Origin of the sequence: Arthrobacter sp. ISL-95, assembly GCF_018613695.1 — a bacterium.
In the GTDB taxonomy this organism is placed as follows: Bacteria; Actinomycetota; Actinomycetes; order Actinomycetales; family Micrococcaceae; genus Arthrobacter.
Map to the genome: position 1 here is coordinate 67,398 of NZ_JAGGPR010000015.1, position 13,590 is coordinate 80,987.

The 13,590-nt window shown below is 62.2% G+C and carries 12 protein-coding genes; 7 read left to right on the plus strand and 5 right to left on the minus strand.

The genetic code is table 11. The features are described 5' to 3' along the window. Nucleotides 1-2 precede the first annotated feature (2 nt). A complete protein-coding gene (gene purU / locus J7I86_RS18230; protein WP_214822114.1) occupies nucleotides 3-902 on the plus strand; it encodes a formyltetrahydrofolate deformylase in 900 nt (299 codons plus the stop codon). Between the two features lie 95 nt (nucleotides 903-997). Here purU and J7I86_RS18235 read toward each other — a convergent pair whose 3' ends face one another. After that, complete coding sequence (locus J7I86_RS18235; RefSeq protein WP_214822116.1) at nucleotides 998-2,473, minus strand: PucR family transcriptional regulator; 1,476 nt, start codon at nucleotides 2,471-2,473, stop codon at nucleotides 998-1,000. Between the two features lie 108 nt (nucleotides 2,474-2,581). On the opposite strand from J7I86_RS18235, the gene J7I86_RS18240 reads away from it, so the two are divergent. Then, nucleotides 2,582-4,117 (plus strand): cytosine permease, encoded by a 1,536-nt coding sequence (locus J7I86_RS18240; RefSeq protein WP_214822118.1) that lies wholly within the window; start codon nucleotides 2,582-2,584, stop codon nucleotides 4,115-4,117. Further along, nucleotides 4,114-5,061: a polysaccharide deacetylase gene (locus J7I86_RS18245; RefSeq protein WP_214822120.1), complete on the plus strand. Its 948-nt coding sequence runs from the start codon at nucleotides 4,114-4,116 to the stop codon at nucleotides 5,059-5,061. The genes J7I86_RS18240 and J7I86_RS18245 overlap by 4 nt, the downstream gene beginning before the upstream one ends. On the opposite strand, the gene J7I86_RS18250 is transcribed toward J7I86_RS18245, so the two are convergent. The 3 genes from J7I86_RS18250 to J7I86_RS18260 all read right to left on the minus strand — a co-directional run bounded on the left by J7I86_RS18250 (nucleotide 5,051) and on the right by J7I86_RS18260 (nucleotide 7,796). Next, nucleotides 5,051-5,554 (minus strand): DUF456 domain-containing protein, encoded by a 504-nt coding sequence (locus tag J7I86_RS18250; protein ID WP_014923055.1) that lies wholly within the window; start codon nucleotides 5,552-5,554, stop codon nucleotides 5,051-5,053. The two genes, J7I86_RS18245 and J7I86_RS18250, sit on opposite strands and share 11 nt — an antisense overlap. Before the next feature lie 163 nt (nucleotides 5,555-5,717). Further along, on the minus strand, nucleotides 5,718-6,908 hold the full coding sequence (locus tag J7I86_RS18255) for an NADP-dependent malic enzyme (RefSeq protein WP_214822122.1): 1,191 nt from the start codon (nucleotides 6,906-6,908) through the stop codon (nucleotides 5,718-5,720). A 279-nt stretch (nucleotides 6,909-7,187) separates the two neighbouring features. Next, nucleotides 7,188-7,796, minus strand: a complete 609-nt coding sequence (locus J7I86_RS18260; RefSeq protein ID WP_214822124.1) for a TetR/AcrR family transcriptional regulator — start codon at nucleotides 7,794-7,796, stop codon at nucleotides 7,188-7,190. A gap of 203 nt (nucleotides 7,797-7,999) precedes the next feature. Here J7I86_RS18260 and J7I86_RS18265 point away from each other — a divergent pair, with 203 nt between their 5' ends. The 3 genes from J7I86_RS18265 to J7I86_RS18275 all read left to right on the plus strand — a co-directional run bounded on the left by J7I86_RS18265 (nucleotide 8,000) and on the right by J7I86_RS18275 (nucleotide 11,543). Further along, nucleotides 8,000-9,127, plus strand: coding sequence for a VCBS repeat-containing protein (locus tag J7I86_RS18265; protein ID WP_214822125.1), 1,128 nt, complete (start codon nucleotides 8,000-8,002; stop codon nucleotides 9,125-9,127). 51 nt (nucleotides 9,128-9,178) lie between these two features. Beyond that, nucleotides 9,179-10,324, plus strand: a complete 1,146-nt coding sequence (locus J7I86_RS18270; RefSeq protein ID WP_214822126.1) for an FG-GAP-like repeat-containing protein — start codon at nucleotides 9,179-9,181, stop codon at nucleotides 10,322-10,324. Nucleotides 10,325-10,697: 373 nt separating this feature from the next. Beyond that, on the plus strand, nucleotides 10,698-11,543 hold the full coding sequence (locus J7I86_RS18275; RefSeq protein WP_309476762.1) for a VCBS repeat-containing protein: 846 nt from the start codon (nucleotides 10,698-10,700) through the stop codon (nucleotides 11,541-11,543). A gap of 2 nt (nucleotides 11,544-11,545) precedes the next feature. Here J7I86_RS18275 and J7I86_RS18280 read toward each other — a convergent pair whose 3' ends face one another. Then, a complete protein-coding gene (locus tag J7I86_RS18280) occupies nucleotides 11,546-12,850 on the minus strand; it encodes an MFS transporter (RefSeq protein ID WP_214822127.1) in 1,305 nt (434 codons plus the stop codon). A 157-nt stretch (nucleotides 12,851-13,007) separates the two neighbouring features. Between J7I86_RS18280 and rraA the strand changes: the two genes are divergently transcribed. Beyond that, nucleotides 13,008-13,481 (plus strand): ribonuclease E activity regulator RraA, encoded by a 474-nt coding sequence (rraA, locus tag J7I86_RS18285; protein WP_214822128.1) that lies wholly within the window; start codon nucleotides 13,008-13,010, stop codon nucleotides 13,479-13,481. Nucleotides 13,482-13,590 lie beyond the last annotated feature (109 nt).

Consider the following 13,590-nt stretch of genomic DNA (forward strand, 5'->3'; position numbering starts at 1 on the left):
CCATGACTGCCATCCAAACCGAAACCACTGCCGTCTCCTCTCCTGAGACCACTGTGGAACACGTCCTCACCCTCGACTGCCCCGAAGGACCCGGAATCGTGCACGCCGTGTCCGGCTTCCTGCTGGACCACGGCTGCGACATCATCGACAACAAGCAGTTCGGTGATCGCGCCGAAGGCCACTTCTTCATGCGTGTTCACTTCGCCTCCTCCGGCGATGAAGCCACCGTTGACGAGCTGCGCTCTGCCTTCGCCCCCGTTGGCGAGAAGTACGGCATGAACTGGCAGCTTGAGCGTCAGGGCTACAAGCGCCGCGTGCTGATCATGGTCTCCAAGTTTGGGCACTGCCTGAATGACCTCTTGTTCCGTGCGAGGATCGGCGAACTGCCCATCAACGTGGTGGGCGTCGTGTCCAACCACACCGATCACCAGGGTTTGGCGGAGTGGCACGGGGTCCCGTTCTTCCACGTTCCCGTCACGGCGGCCACCAAGCCCGCGGCCGAGGGGCGCCTGCTGGAGATCATCGATGAACTGGACGTGGAGCTCATTGTCCTGGCACGCTACATGCAGGTTCTCAGCGACAATCTGGCCCGCAAGCTGGACGGCCGCGCCATCAACATCCACCACTCGTTCCTACCGAGCTTCAAGGGCGCCAAGCCCTACCACCAGGCCTACGCGCGTGGTGTGAAAACTGTGGGCGCCACGGCCCACTACGTGAACGGCGAGTTGGACGAAGGTCCCATCATCGCCCAGCAGGTAGTGGAAGTGGACCACACGTTCGGGCCGGACGATCTCGTAGCCGCCGGCCGGGACACCGAATGCAAGGCCCTCAGCAACGCCGTTCGCTGGCACTGCGAGGGGCGGATCATCCTGAATGGGAACAGGACGATCGTGTTGAAGTAGGGCTCTGCAAGCAACCATTTCGGTGGTTCCCTGCGCATACGCTGTCGCGAACGGCATCGTGAGCAGGGAACCATCGAATTGGCGTTTAAGGGAGCCTACAAGCGGGCCAGCCGTGTTGCCAGATGCAGCGCAGCCAGCCGGCCGGTCCCCCGCGGATCACCGCCGCACAGCTCGAAGATTCGTTGGAGCCGGTGATGCAACGACTGCCGTTCCAAGTGCAGCTCACGCGCGGCCTGGGCGGTATTGCACCCGGTATCCAGCCAAACTGTCAGGGTCCGCATGAGTTCGGACTTTTTCAAGCGGTCATGCTCGACGACGGCACCCAACTGCCGCTGCACGAACCCTTCGCATGTGGCTAGGTCCAGCGACTCCTGGGCCAGGAGTTCCACGGCCAGCGCGTCAGCGTCCACAACACCTTTTCCGGCCGGGGCCAGATCAAGTGCCCGGCGCGCCTCAGCCAAGGACCACGGCGCCTCAGAAATTCTGCTGCCCAACGGTCCCACGGCCACCAAGGAACCGGCTGGCACCTCCAGTTGGCGCAGTGAATCCATGAGCACCCGGCGGTTCAGCGCGCCCCTGACCACACCCTCGTCGCCCAACGAAGCCAGTGCGATCAGTTCCGCATTGTTGGCGTAGCTTGCACTGTGCGGAACACGCTCCCGGAGAAGCGCATCCACTGCCGGACGCAGATGCCCGGCTCCGGTTGAACGAATCACGACGGCGGCCACCGCGCCCTTTACCGGGAACCCGGACGCCGGTCCGAGCTGCTGAAGTTGCCAGTGCTGGCTTCCGGAATTGATGGCACGCATGAGTTCGATGCCCGCCAATTCCTTCAACCCGGGCGGCATCCGCTGCAACAGCGCCAGGCCCAAGATGTCCACGGAACGCTCGCCGGCCACCCGCGCGAAGCCGCCGTCGCCGTCGTCGGGCATGTGCAGTTCAAGTCGCGCGGCAAGGACACCGCGCACCGGCACATCCACCGTGGTGAGGCTGCCGCCGTCGTCGAAGGAGCCGGCGGCGCCGAGGGTCAGGCCCGACGGCGAGACCAGCCTGGCGCCGGCACCTGTCCTTTCGGATAAGACAGCCAGGAGCTGGTCGAGCCCGCCGCCGTGGGCAAGTTCAGCGGCCATGGCATGGCTGGCTTGGTCACCGCGTTGAAGGTGCTCCACGGATTCGCTCACCAAGAGTGAATTGACCTCCTGCATGACTCCAACAAACGGGACTACTTGGCGGAGTTCGATCACCGGCAACCCTGCAGTCTGGGCAATTGCCAGCATGGCCGCTGGAACTTCAGGCAGGGCGGGACCAGTCTCCAGGGCCAGCGCCGCAATTCCCCGGGCAGCCAGTTCGCGGACATAGTCTGCTTGCCGGGCGGCCGTTACCCCGGCGAGCGCCTGCCCTCCGCTCAGCAAGAGTTCGCCGCCACTGAGGAGCGGGGCGATGTCCAACACTTCGCTGGAATGCACCCACCGGACGGGCCGGTCCAGCGATTCGGGCACATTATTGAGGACCCGGGGTTCGGCGGATTTAAGGCTTTGGTACTCCAAAGCCGCGCCCAAAGAGATAGACATGACACTCCGTATGGTGATGGCTCATTTAGTTAGACATATCGTATCTTGTTGCTGTGATCCGGGGCACATACGCTGAAAGGGTCCCAATCAAATACGGAGGCTCTCCCCATGCAAGACAACCTCTCCCCAGCGGCTTCAGGCGCATCGCAGTCAGGTCCGGCAACGGCGCCGGGCCATGACAGCGAAGCCTGGCTTCAGCCCATTCCCGAAGCAGACCGTACCCGCAAAGTTTCCGGACAGTTTTGGATTTGGGCAGGCGCCAACCTGGCACCTATCAACTGGGTCCTCGGCGCCCTTGGCATCCATCTCGGCCTTGGCTTCGCAGACACTGTCATTGTCCTGGTCCTGGGAAACCTGATCGGCATGCTGCTGTTCGGCTGCTTTGTCCTCCTCGGCCAGAAGACCGGAGCCACCGGCATGGTTTTGGCCCGCGCCGCCTTTGGCCGCCGCGGCAACTACCTTCCCGCCGCTATCCAGGCCCTCTTGGTGATCGGCTGGTGCGCCGTCAACACGTGGATCATCCTGGACTTGGTGATGGCGCTCTTCGGAACCCTCGGCTGGGTAGATCCTGAAGCCAAGAACTACGCCTGGAAAATCGGCGTCGCCACCGCCATCATGGCAGCACAGGTTGCCATCGCCTGGTTCGGCTACAAGGCCATTGCGGCCTTTGAAAAGTGGACCGTCCCGCCCACCATCATCATCTTGGCCGTCATGTCCTGCGTGGCATGGTTCGGCATGAAGATCGACTGGGGTTACGCAGGACCCGCCGGCAACATCCTTGAAGGCTCTGAGCGCATCGCCGCCATGAGCGCCGTGATGACAGCAATCGGCATCGGCTGGGGCATCACGTGGTTCACGTACGCCGCCGACTACTCCCGCTTCGTCAGCACCTCTGTTCCCAAGCGCAAGGTCTACCTCGCTTCCGTCCTGGGCCAGTTCATCCCCGTGGTGTGGCTCGGCGTCCTGGGTGCAAGCCTCGCTACCAACAGCGGCGAGATTGACCCCGGCAAGCTCATCGTCCAGAACTTCGGCGTCCTGGCCCTCCCGGTCCTCCTCATGGTGCTGCACGGCCCCATCGCCACCAATATCTTGAACATCTACACCTTCTCCGTGGCCACCCAAGCCTTGGATATCAAGATCAGCCGCCGCAAGCTCAACCTGTTCGTGGGCGTCTTCTCGCTCATCGCCGTCGTGTTCTTCATCTTCCAAGAGGACTTCGCTGCAGTGCTCGACGCCTGGCTGATCGGCTTGGTCGCCTGGGTTGCCGCTTGGGGCGGGGTCATGCTGGTGCACTACTTCTGGCTGGAGAAGCGCTGGCCCGCCAAGGTTGACCGCCTCTTCGACCCCGTTGGAACGCACCGCTTGCCCGTCATCAACTGGGCCGGAATCGTGTCCCTCCTGGTGGGCATCTTCTCCACCTGGCTGTTCATGTACGGCCTGGTTCCCGCAATGCAGGGGCCTATCGCCGTGGCACTCGGCGGCTGGGACCTCTCCTGGCTGGCCGGTGGACTGACCAGTGCGGCGAGTTACGCCATCCTCGGCCCCCGCGCACACAAAAAGTACATCCTCGCAGACTCGAACCACGTGTCGGCAACACAGCCGGTACCGGCCGCTCCGGTAGTTCCGGAAAGGACCACAGCATGAACCAGCCCGCTTTCGCTGATTTGCTCCACCCGATCACCTGGCCCGAAGGTTACCAGGCAGCAGCGTCCTTCACATTCGACGTCGACGCGGAGTCTTGCACCATCGCGCACGATCCTTCCAGCACCCGGCGCATGTCCCTCATGAGTCACCAGTCGTATGGCCCCAAGATCGCCGTGCCGCGCTTGCTTCAGATCCTGGATCGCCAGGACATCAAGGGGACGTTCTTCATTCCGGGCTTCACGGCGGAGAGCTACCCGGATGTGGTCCGCAGGATCGCTGATGGCGGGCATGAAATCGCCCATCACGGTTACCTTCACGAGCCCATGCAGGGCATCGACGCCGCCACCGAGGCCACTTACCTGGACCGAGGCCTTGAAGCTCTGGCATCTGTTGCCGGCATCAGGCCCGTTGGTTATCGGGCACCCTGGTGGGAGCTGAATTGGCAGTCGCCGGCACTCTTGGCGGACCGCGGCTTCCTTTACGATTCAAGCCTGCTCGACGGCGACGCCCCCTACCGCATGTCGGTAGCCGAGGGCGATTCCCGGGACATCGTGGAAATCCCCGTGGACTGGGCCTTGGATGACTGGGAGCAGTACGGGTTCTACCCCGGAATCACCGGCAGCGGGGTCATCGAGAGTCCGGCCAAGGCGTTGGAAATGTGGACTCTTGAAGCCCAGGCGCACCACTCCCAAGGAAGCTGCTTCGTCCTGACCAATCATCCGTTCATTTCAGGCCGACCGTCCCGCGCCGTTGCCCTGGAGCAGCTGATCGAGAGGGTCAAGGATTTGGACGGCATGTGGGTCACCACCTTGGCCGGGATCGCGCAGCACACCAAGGACACCGTGCAGGAAATCCACACCCACGCCCGGATCGACGTCCCGCTATTCCCCGGAGCCGGAGCAAGCTTCCGCCCCGCGCAGGTTTTAAGTGGGCTTAGCCGTTAACGGCGTTGATCCAAACTCCGATGATCCACGTACTGGCCGCGGCACAGGCAAGCCCGAACTCCACCAGGATGCCAATGCCGGTCGCTTTCAGCGCTGCACCGCTCGAACGGACGGCCGTGCGGAAGTCCCGCGTCCGCTGGACTTCGCTGAGGAGAAGCCCGACGGCGAAGCCCACAAAGAGCCCCACCACGGGAATGACGAACATTCCCACAACACCCAGCACCACGCCGATCAGCACTGACCTGTTGGGAATGCCATGTTGCTTCAGCTTCCGTCCGGTGAGCACGGCGCTGGCTGCCATGCCGGCCACGACGAACACCATGCCGACGGCGAAGATCACCCAGCCGAGCGGACCGGCACCTCCCCAGATAGCCCAGGCCAGCAGGCTTGCGCCGATGAGAATACTGCCGGGAAGTACGGGAATGATGGTCCCGGCGACGCCTACCGCAATGGCCAGGCCGCACAGGATGGTCACAATAAGTTCGGCGTTCATGGCCTCAAGTCTATGCACTGCAACCCGAGGTCACTTGTGGCCCCCTCGACGCCGCGCGCGGGTGCGTACGTGACCCCGCGTTGCTCTTTAACCACTTAACGAACGACGGCGACGCTCCCCAGCACGGGAGGCGTCGCCGTCGTCGGTCTTGCGTAAGTAACCGCTATTCAGCCACGGCGGCAGCAACTGCCGCGGTGACGGCCGGTGCCACGCGGGCGTCCAGCGGGCTCGGCACGATGTAGTCCGCGGAGAGGTCTTCTGCGGCCAGTTCAGCGATGGCGTTGGCAGCGGCGATCTTCATGGCGGGTGTAATGCGGCGGGCCTTGGCGTCGAGTGCACCACGGAAGATGCCGGGGAAAGCCAGCACGTTATTGATCTGGTTGGGGAAATCGCTGCGGCCCGTGGCAACAACGGCTGCATACTTCTGGGCAACCTCGGGGAGAACTTCCGGGTCCGGGTTGGACAGCGCGAACACGATCGACTGATCGTTCATCAGCTTCAGGTGTTCTTCGTCCAGCTTGGAGGAGGAGACGCCCACAAAGACGTCTGCGCCGGTCAGGCCCTCGCCCGGACCACCGCTGATGCCGCGGGGGTTGGTGCGCTGGGCCATGCGGGCCTTGACGCTGCCGGGATCGGCCACAAGATCGGCACGGTCGGCGTTGACTACGCCCTTGGAATCAAGCAGGATGACGTCCTTGATGCCAACAGCAAGAAGAATCTCGGCGATGGCGATGCCTGCGGCACCTGCGCCGGAAACAACAACCTTGAGGCCGGCAAGTTCACGCTGGGTCACCTTGGCGGCATTGGTCAGGGCGGCAAGAACCACGACGGCGGTGCCGTGCTGGTCGTCGTGCATGACCGGGCAATCGAGGGCTTCAATGAGTCGCTCTTCGAGTTCGAAACAGCGCGGAGCCGAGATGTCCTCGAGGTTCACGGCGCCGAAGCTCGGGCGGAGGCGGACCAAGGTTTCGATGATCTCGTCCACGTTGGTGGTGTTGAGGACCAGCGGGATGGAGTCGAGATCGCCGAAGGACTTGAAGAGGGCCGACTTGCCCTCCATAACGGGCAAGGAAGCACTCGGGCCAATGTTGCCCAGACCCAGAACGGCGGTGCCATCGCTGACCACAACAACCAGGCGTTCGGCCCAGGTGTGGGTGCGGGCAAGCTCGGGGTTGGCGTGGATCGCGCGGCTGACCTGGGCGACGCCCGGGGTGTAGGCGATGGAAAGGTCGCGCTTGTTGTTGAGCGGGACGGTGCTGGAAATGGTCAGCTTGCCGCCTTCGTGCGCGGCGAAGATCTCTTCTTCGCTCAGTACCAGGGCTTCGTTATCAGTTGCAATTGTCTCAATGGACACGTCTTTGTCTCCTCAGGCTAGCCGTGGACCCACGGCATGATTCGGGCAGGAACAGAACTGCTGGTGCGGGCCAAGGGTGACTGGTCCGGCATTGCTTCTGCAGATAGGGGGCTGCTAGCCGCTTCGGTGGTTCCAGCCTAGGGAACCGCTGAGGGTACAAGATTCAATACCAAGAGAGACGATTCGAGAGTAAAACGTTCAACCAGCCCAAAGTGTGATCCACGTCATGTCAAAAACCGTGTTCTGAGGGCCTATCGGTCTAGACCAGCTGCGCTCTTGTCATTCGCCGGTGAGAAGCGTGCATGCTTTTTTGAGATCTTTCTCCGCCTCAAACAAGGACAATCGCCGGCAGCGGACCGCCTGCACCAAGCCACTCACCAGATGCAAAAGGATGCGGGCCCTGACGGCGTCCTTCCCGGAGTCCTTACTCAACGAACCGACCACTTCCTCGGACAGGGCATCAATTTCGCGCAACAGCTGCGCCGTGTCATCGTCCTTGCCCGCAGGCCGAATGAGACAGTGCTCCACACCCGGCTGCATAACCCGCAAGTGGAAAATCTCCATCATCAAACCCGCGAGGGCATGGCCCTCCCCTTCCCGCAACCGGACGCCGTCACGGAGTTCCCGCAACTGTTGCCGATAGACAGCCAGCATCAGGTGGGCGGTAGAGGGAAAGTAACGGTAGAGCGTGCCGAGTGGAATGTCAGCCCGGGCCGCCACGTCGGAAAGGCTCAATGTGTCGAACTGACGCTGGGCAAAGCCTTCCGCAGTCTTCAGGATGCGGGCATAGCGCAACTGCTGCCGCGGCGTGGTGGGTGCGGCAGCCATACGGGGCAGCCCCGTGGTCAGGTCAAGGGAGTAGGGTTCCAGTGAGTTTGATACGGGCATTTCCGGCGATCTCTTGGCAGGCTGACAAGGAAACGGCCCGCTGGGTCAAAGACCGCGGCTGGCCGATCGCATCAATGATACGGGAGCAAAATGACCGTTTCCTGAGAGCTCACTTGGCGCCCGTGAGCCATGCCTTTCCCGTCTATCCGCCCCCACAGACCTACACTTCATGCAGGTTTGGAAGCTGCACGGGAGGAACACGCATGGGGATATTACGACGTCGGATGGCAGCGGCGCTGCTGACCGCAACTGTTGCGGTCATGGCAGTTAGTCCCCTACCGGCGTCGGCCGCGCCCAGCAACGGGCCGGACCCGATAGTCAACGGTGATGCGTTTGTGGGGAAGACGTTGACCGCGGACATCGGCCCGTACACGTTCTACGGCTGCGGGGGCGGCAAAGGCCCCGACTTTACCGTCTACTGGACAAGGGACGGCTTCCTGGTGGCCGGCGAAACAACACGCAGCTACACGCTGGAGCAGGATGACACCGGCGCCCGCATGGCCGCGCACGTCACCGCGAGCACCACGGCCTGCGGCGGAGAATCCCTGCACAGTAACGAAACCAAGCCCGTGGGTGCCTTGAACCGGGCAGCAGGATTCACAGGCCGCAGCTTTGAACTCTTGACCCGCGCCAGTGATGGCTCGCTGCTGCTCTACGGCCGCAGAGGCAGCGCGTGGGATCCTGCCCGAACCGTGGGATACGGCTTCAACATCTTCAATACGGCGTTCTCCCCCGGCGACTTCGACGGTGACGGTAAAAGCGACGTGATCGTGCGGGACTCCGTCGGCGCGCTATACCTCTTTAGTGGGGACGGCGCCGGTGGATGGAAGCCGGCCAGGTCAATCGGCAACGGATGGAACGTGTTCGACTCCATTATCGGTCCGGGCGACTTCAACGGGGACGGCCACAATGACGTCCTGGCCCGGCAACCCAGTGGCGCCCTCTATCTCTACCCGGGCAATGGTAAGGGTGGCTGGTTGGCAAGAACCGCCGTCGGGACGGGCTGGAATGTCATGGATGCGCTGGTGACGCCCGGTGATTTCAATGGCGACGGAAATGTGGACATCCTGGCACGGGACCGCAGCGGCTATTTGTTCTTTTACGGCGGCAATGGCTCCGGAGGCTGGTCGCGGTCCTGGATGATCGGCGTCGGATGGAACGCACTCAAGTTCGTAGGCGGCGCCGGTGACTTCAACGGCGACGGCTTCCCCGATGTTTACGGGGTGGACCAGCAAGGCCGCTTGCTGGCTTACTACAGCGACGGCAGGACCGGATGGAAGGGTTCCGAGGCTGTAGGCGCCGGCTTCGGATGGTTCACGGCAATCTTCTAGGAAAATCCTAGCCGCGGTACCATTAAGCGCATAAAGTCTGGGGAGGACACCATGTTTGCTTCATCACGCCCTACTTCCGGCGTGCGCCGGGCAATTGCCGGAATCGGGGCTGCAATTTTTGCAGCTGTAGTACTTGCCCCCGCCCCCGCCATGGCCAACATGGACCCTGAACCTCCGGTTATCACCGGCGCTCCTTATGTCGGTTCCACGCTCACCGTCACGTGGGACCCCTACGCATACAAGGGCTGCGGTGCTGCTGCGGGCCCGGATACCCGAATCTACTGGACGCGCGACGGCGAAGTGGCAACGGACCACCCCACCTGGCCCAACTATGTCCTCACTGAAGAAGACCGCGGCAAAACCATAGCCGCGCACCTGGTTGCCAGCTACCCCTGTGAAGGCCTGGAAGTCGCCAGCGAAGAAACCGCGCCGATTTCTGCGTCCAACCGCCCAAATGGCTTCACAGGCCGTGGAGCATTCGAGCTTCTGGCCCGCCGTTCCGACGGCGCACTGATGATGTACCCCCGGGTTCAAAACAACTGGGAACCCGCGAAGACCGTCGGCGCAGGCTGGAACATCTTCCCCACGGTGCTCTCCCCCGGCGACTTCGACGGCGACGGCATCAACGACGTCCTCGGCAGGGACTCGGCAGGCGACCTCTACCTGTACAGCGGTGACGGTTCAGGCGGCTGGAACGGTCCCCGAAAGGTCGGGGCGGGGTGGAACATCTTCACTTCGCTGGTCGCTCCCGGGGATTTCAACAGCGATGGCACCAACGACGTCCTGGCTCTGGACGCCAATGGGATTCTCTACCTTTACCCCGGTGACGGTGAGGGCGGATGGCTGCCCCGGTCCGTGGCGGGCCAAGGCTGGGACGCCCTGACCTCGATCATCACCCCCGGCGACTTCGACGGCGACACCAACGTTGACGTCCTGGCTCGCGATTCTGCCGGGTACTTGAAGCTCTACAGTGGCAACGGTTCGGGCGGCTGGAACGGCATGACCGTGGTTGGCCAAGGCTGGAACGGCATGAGCAAGATCGGCAGCGCCGGCGACATCAACGCCGACGGCAGCCTCGACGTCTTTGCCGTAGATGGCTCCGGCCAACTTCGCGCGTACTACGGCAACGGCAGCGGCGGCTGGGCCGGCGCTGAAGTGGTCGGTTGGGGCTGGGGCGGGTTCACGGACCTGTTCTAGTTTGGTCTTGTTCTACTAACAGCGTTTGTTGAGAACCCCGTTCGGAGCGATCCGGGCGGGTTCTCGCGCTGAAGAAGCGTTTTCGCAACAGGGCATTTCGCAATAAAAGGGCCAGCTATGTGCCGGGAAACCCTGCAGGCGGTAGTGTCATCCCAATTGATCTCTTCGGCCAACTCTGTGCCGCCTTATTTCTCTGGGGGAATCCTTGGGCTTCAACTCTGCCCTTCGCGCGCCTGCGCGCCGCCGCAGTCCTCGCCGACTGCTTGCACTCATCACGGCCCCGGCTTTAGCCACTTGCCTCCTGGTATCGGCCGTCCCTGCTTCCGCCGCCGAAAAAGCGGTGGACACCACGGCCTCCCACACAATAGATGAGGTGCCCAGCAAAGAAACCGCCCAGGGGCTTCCCGTCGAAGCAGCCCCTCGATCGAAAGGTTTCGACGGCGACGGCACCTTCGATCTGTTCGCCCGGGACAACGCGGGCCGCTTGCTCCTCTACCCCACCGATGGACGGGGCAATTGGCGGGCGCCGCAAGTGATCGGCAACGGGTGGCACATCTACAGCCTCTTGGTTTCACCGGGCGACTTTGACGGCGACGGAACAGTGGACGTCATGGCCCGAGACGGCTACGGACGTCTCTTCCTCTACCAAGGAAATGGCGCCGGAGCTTGGAAACAGGCCTTCCAGATTGGTCAGGGATGGCAGGGGTTCGTCAACCTGATCGCACCCGGTGACTTCAACGGTGATGGCACCAACGACATCCTTGCCCAGGATGCTGCAGGCAACGTCTTCCTCTACCCCGGCAACGGGCGGAGTGGTTGGCTCGCACCGAGCAAGGTCACTACGGGCTGGCAGGGACTGGATGCTGCAGGGGCGGGGCATTTCTATGGCACACCCGAAGCCGTGGTCCTCGCGCGCAGCCGCTTTGGCGACTTGCAGGCCCGTTCATCTCAGCGCAACGGTTTCTTCTTCGATTATGGTAGCCCCGACGCCTTTGACGGAACCATCGGCAGGGGCTGGGAGGCGCTTAGTCGCTTCGGGATTGCAGGTGACTTCAACGGAGATAGCTACAACGACGTCTATGGCATCAGCCCGAACGGCCTGCTGACGATGTACCTCGCCGATCCTTCAGGCTTCAGCAGCTGGGGCATCTACGGCTTCAAGTGGAAAGGGCAACCGGTAGTAGGAAGCGGCTGGAACGTCATGAACTACGTCTTCTAGGCCTAGTCCACGCTCTTGATCTTCACCACGAACACGGCGCCCATGAGCCCAATGACTGCGGCGGCTACGTACAGCGAGACGTAGCCGCCCCAGTAAAGGACAAACGGAGAGGCGATCAAGGGGGCGATCACCTGCGGCAAGGAGTTGGCGATGTTGATAACGCCCAAATCCCGGCCGCGGTCCATCCCAGTGGGAAGGACCTGCGTGATGAGCGCGAAGTCAACGGCGAGATACGCTCCAAAGCCGATTCCCAGTACCACCGCACCGGTAAGCCCGCCAATCCACGTCGGCGCGAAGGCAAGGATCAGTGACGCCAGCGCAATGATGACCGACGAAGCGATCACCAGAGGCTTCCGCTTGCCCATCCTGTCGCTCAGCCTGCCCCCGAGCACGCTGGTGACAATGACCGAGACCGCGTAAAGCCCGGTAAGAATGAGGACACCAAACGACGGATCGATTCCCTCCGTTTCCTTGAGACGCACAGCATCACTCAGGAAGAACAACAAATACAACGTGACCATGTGGTTGCCGGTGCTTACCAGCAGGCGAGTCAGCCAAGCCCACGCGAAATCGGGGTAGCGCTTGGGAGAAACCCAGAAGCCTTTGAGAAATCTCGCCATCTTGAACGGTGGTCGCTCGCTTGGCGGAAGCTGCTGGTCGTCATTCTTAAAGAGATAAACCACGACACCGGCCAGCAGCGCTGCAGCGCACAGCCAATAGCCGGCGGCAAAGTTTCCAACAACGACCGCAGCGATGACCGCTCCGATGAGGATGCCCACCGTCTGCCCCATGGCGGCCAGCCCGCCGACAGTCCCGCGCTGTGGAACCGGGACACGGTCAGGTATGGCGGCCGTGATAGCCGCGTACATGGCGTTGGCTCCGGCCTGCACGAGGCACCACAGCAAGGTCATTGCGGCAACGTTGGGAGCACCGGCCAAAGCTATGAGCGCAACAGCTCCAAGAACGGCGCCCATGAGAACCCAGGGAACACGGCGACCAAACCTGGACGTAGTGCGGTCGCTGAATGCCCCGAAGAGCGGGTTTGCCACCATGGAGACGGCCGCGCCACAGCCTGTTACCAGTGCCAGGATTGCTTCCTTCTGGCCTTCGTCAAAGTGAGCTGCCTGCAGTCCCAACAGCACTTGGAGGGGGCCAAAGAACGCTGCATTGATGCCTAGGTTAACCAGCACCACGCCAGTGACCCATAGGGGGCGCACACGGCTTACCGGCTCAGCCAGCGCCGTTGCGGTACCACCGCGGACCACGGCTGGATCCGGCACCGGGCCCGGAAGATCGGACAAGCTCATAGCAGGTTCCCCCTCTTGGAATGTTTGGATTCAGCCTAGCGCGGCGGAACGACACTGAACCGCCGTCGGGTTCTTTATCCACATAGGCCGAAATATCTCCTGACCTAGCTCTGACGCAAGGGTTAGTGTGGCCTCAAACCGATAGAGGAGCAGCATTGTGAGTGAGCAAGTAAATACCGCCGATCTCTACGACGATCGCGGCGAGGAGTTGGAATCCATCGCCATCCAGTTTCAAAACCTGGGCGGGCGCACGCATTTCAGTGGGCCTGTCCGCACTATTCGGTGCTTCGAGGACAATGCGCTGGTGAAGACCATCCTCAACACCCCCGGGGAGGGTGCCGTTCTGGTCATCGATGGGCAGGGTTCGTTGAGGACCGCGCTCATGGGAGACATGATTGCGGAAAGTGCAGTGGCAAACGGCTGGGCCGGCGTGGTAATCAACGGCGCCATTCGCGACCGCGAGGCGATCGCCCGCTTGCCCCTGGGCGTTAAGGCACTTGGTAGCAACCCTAAGAAGAGTGCCAAGACAGGTGTGGGTGAAGTGGATGTGCAGCTGGTGATCGATCGGGTCCGCATCCAGCCAGGCGTGATGATCTTCTGCGATCCGGACGGCATTCTGATCGAGCGCTGACCCTTCCGGTATTGCTGACTTAGAGGGAAAGTGGAAGAAACATTCTCCCGTCGGGAATCAACCGGGCTGTAAGATAGTTACTGAAAGCAACTATCCTGCTTAATCCACT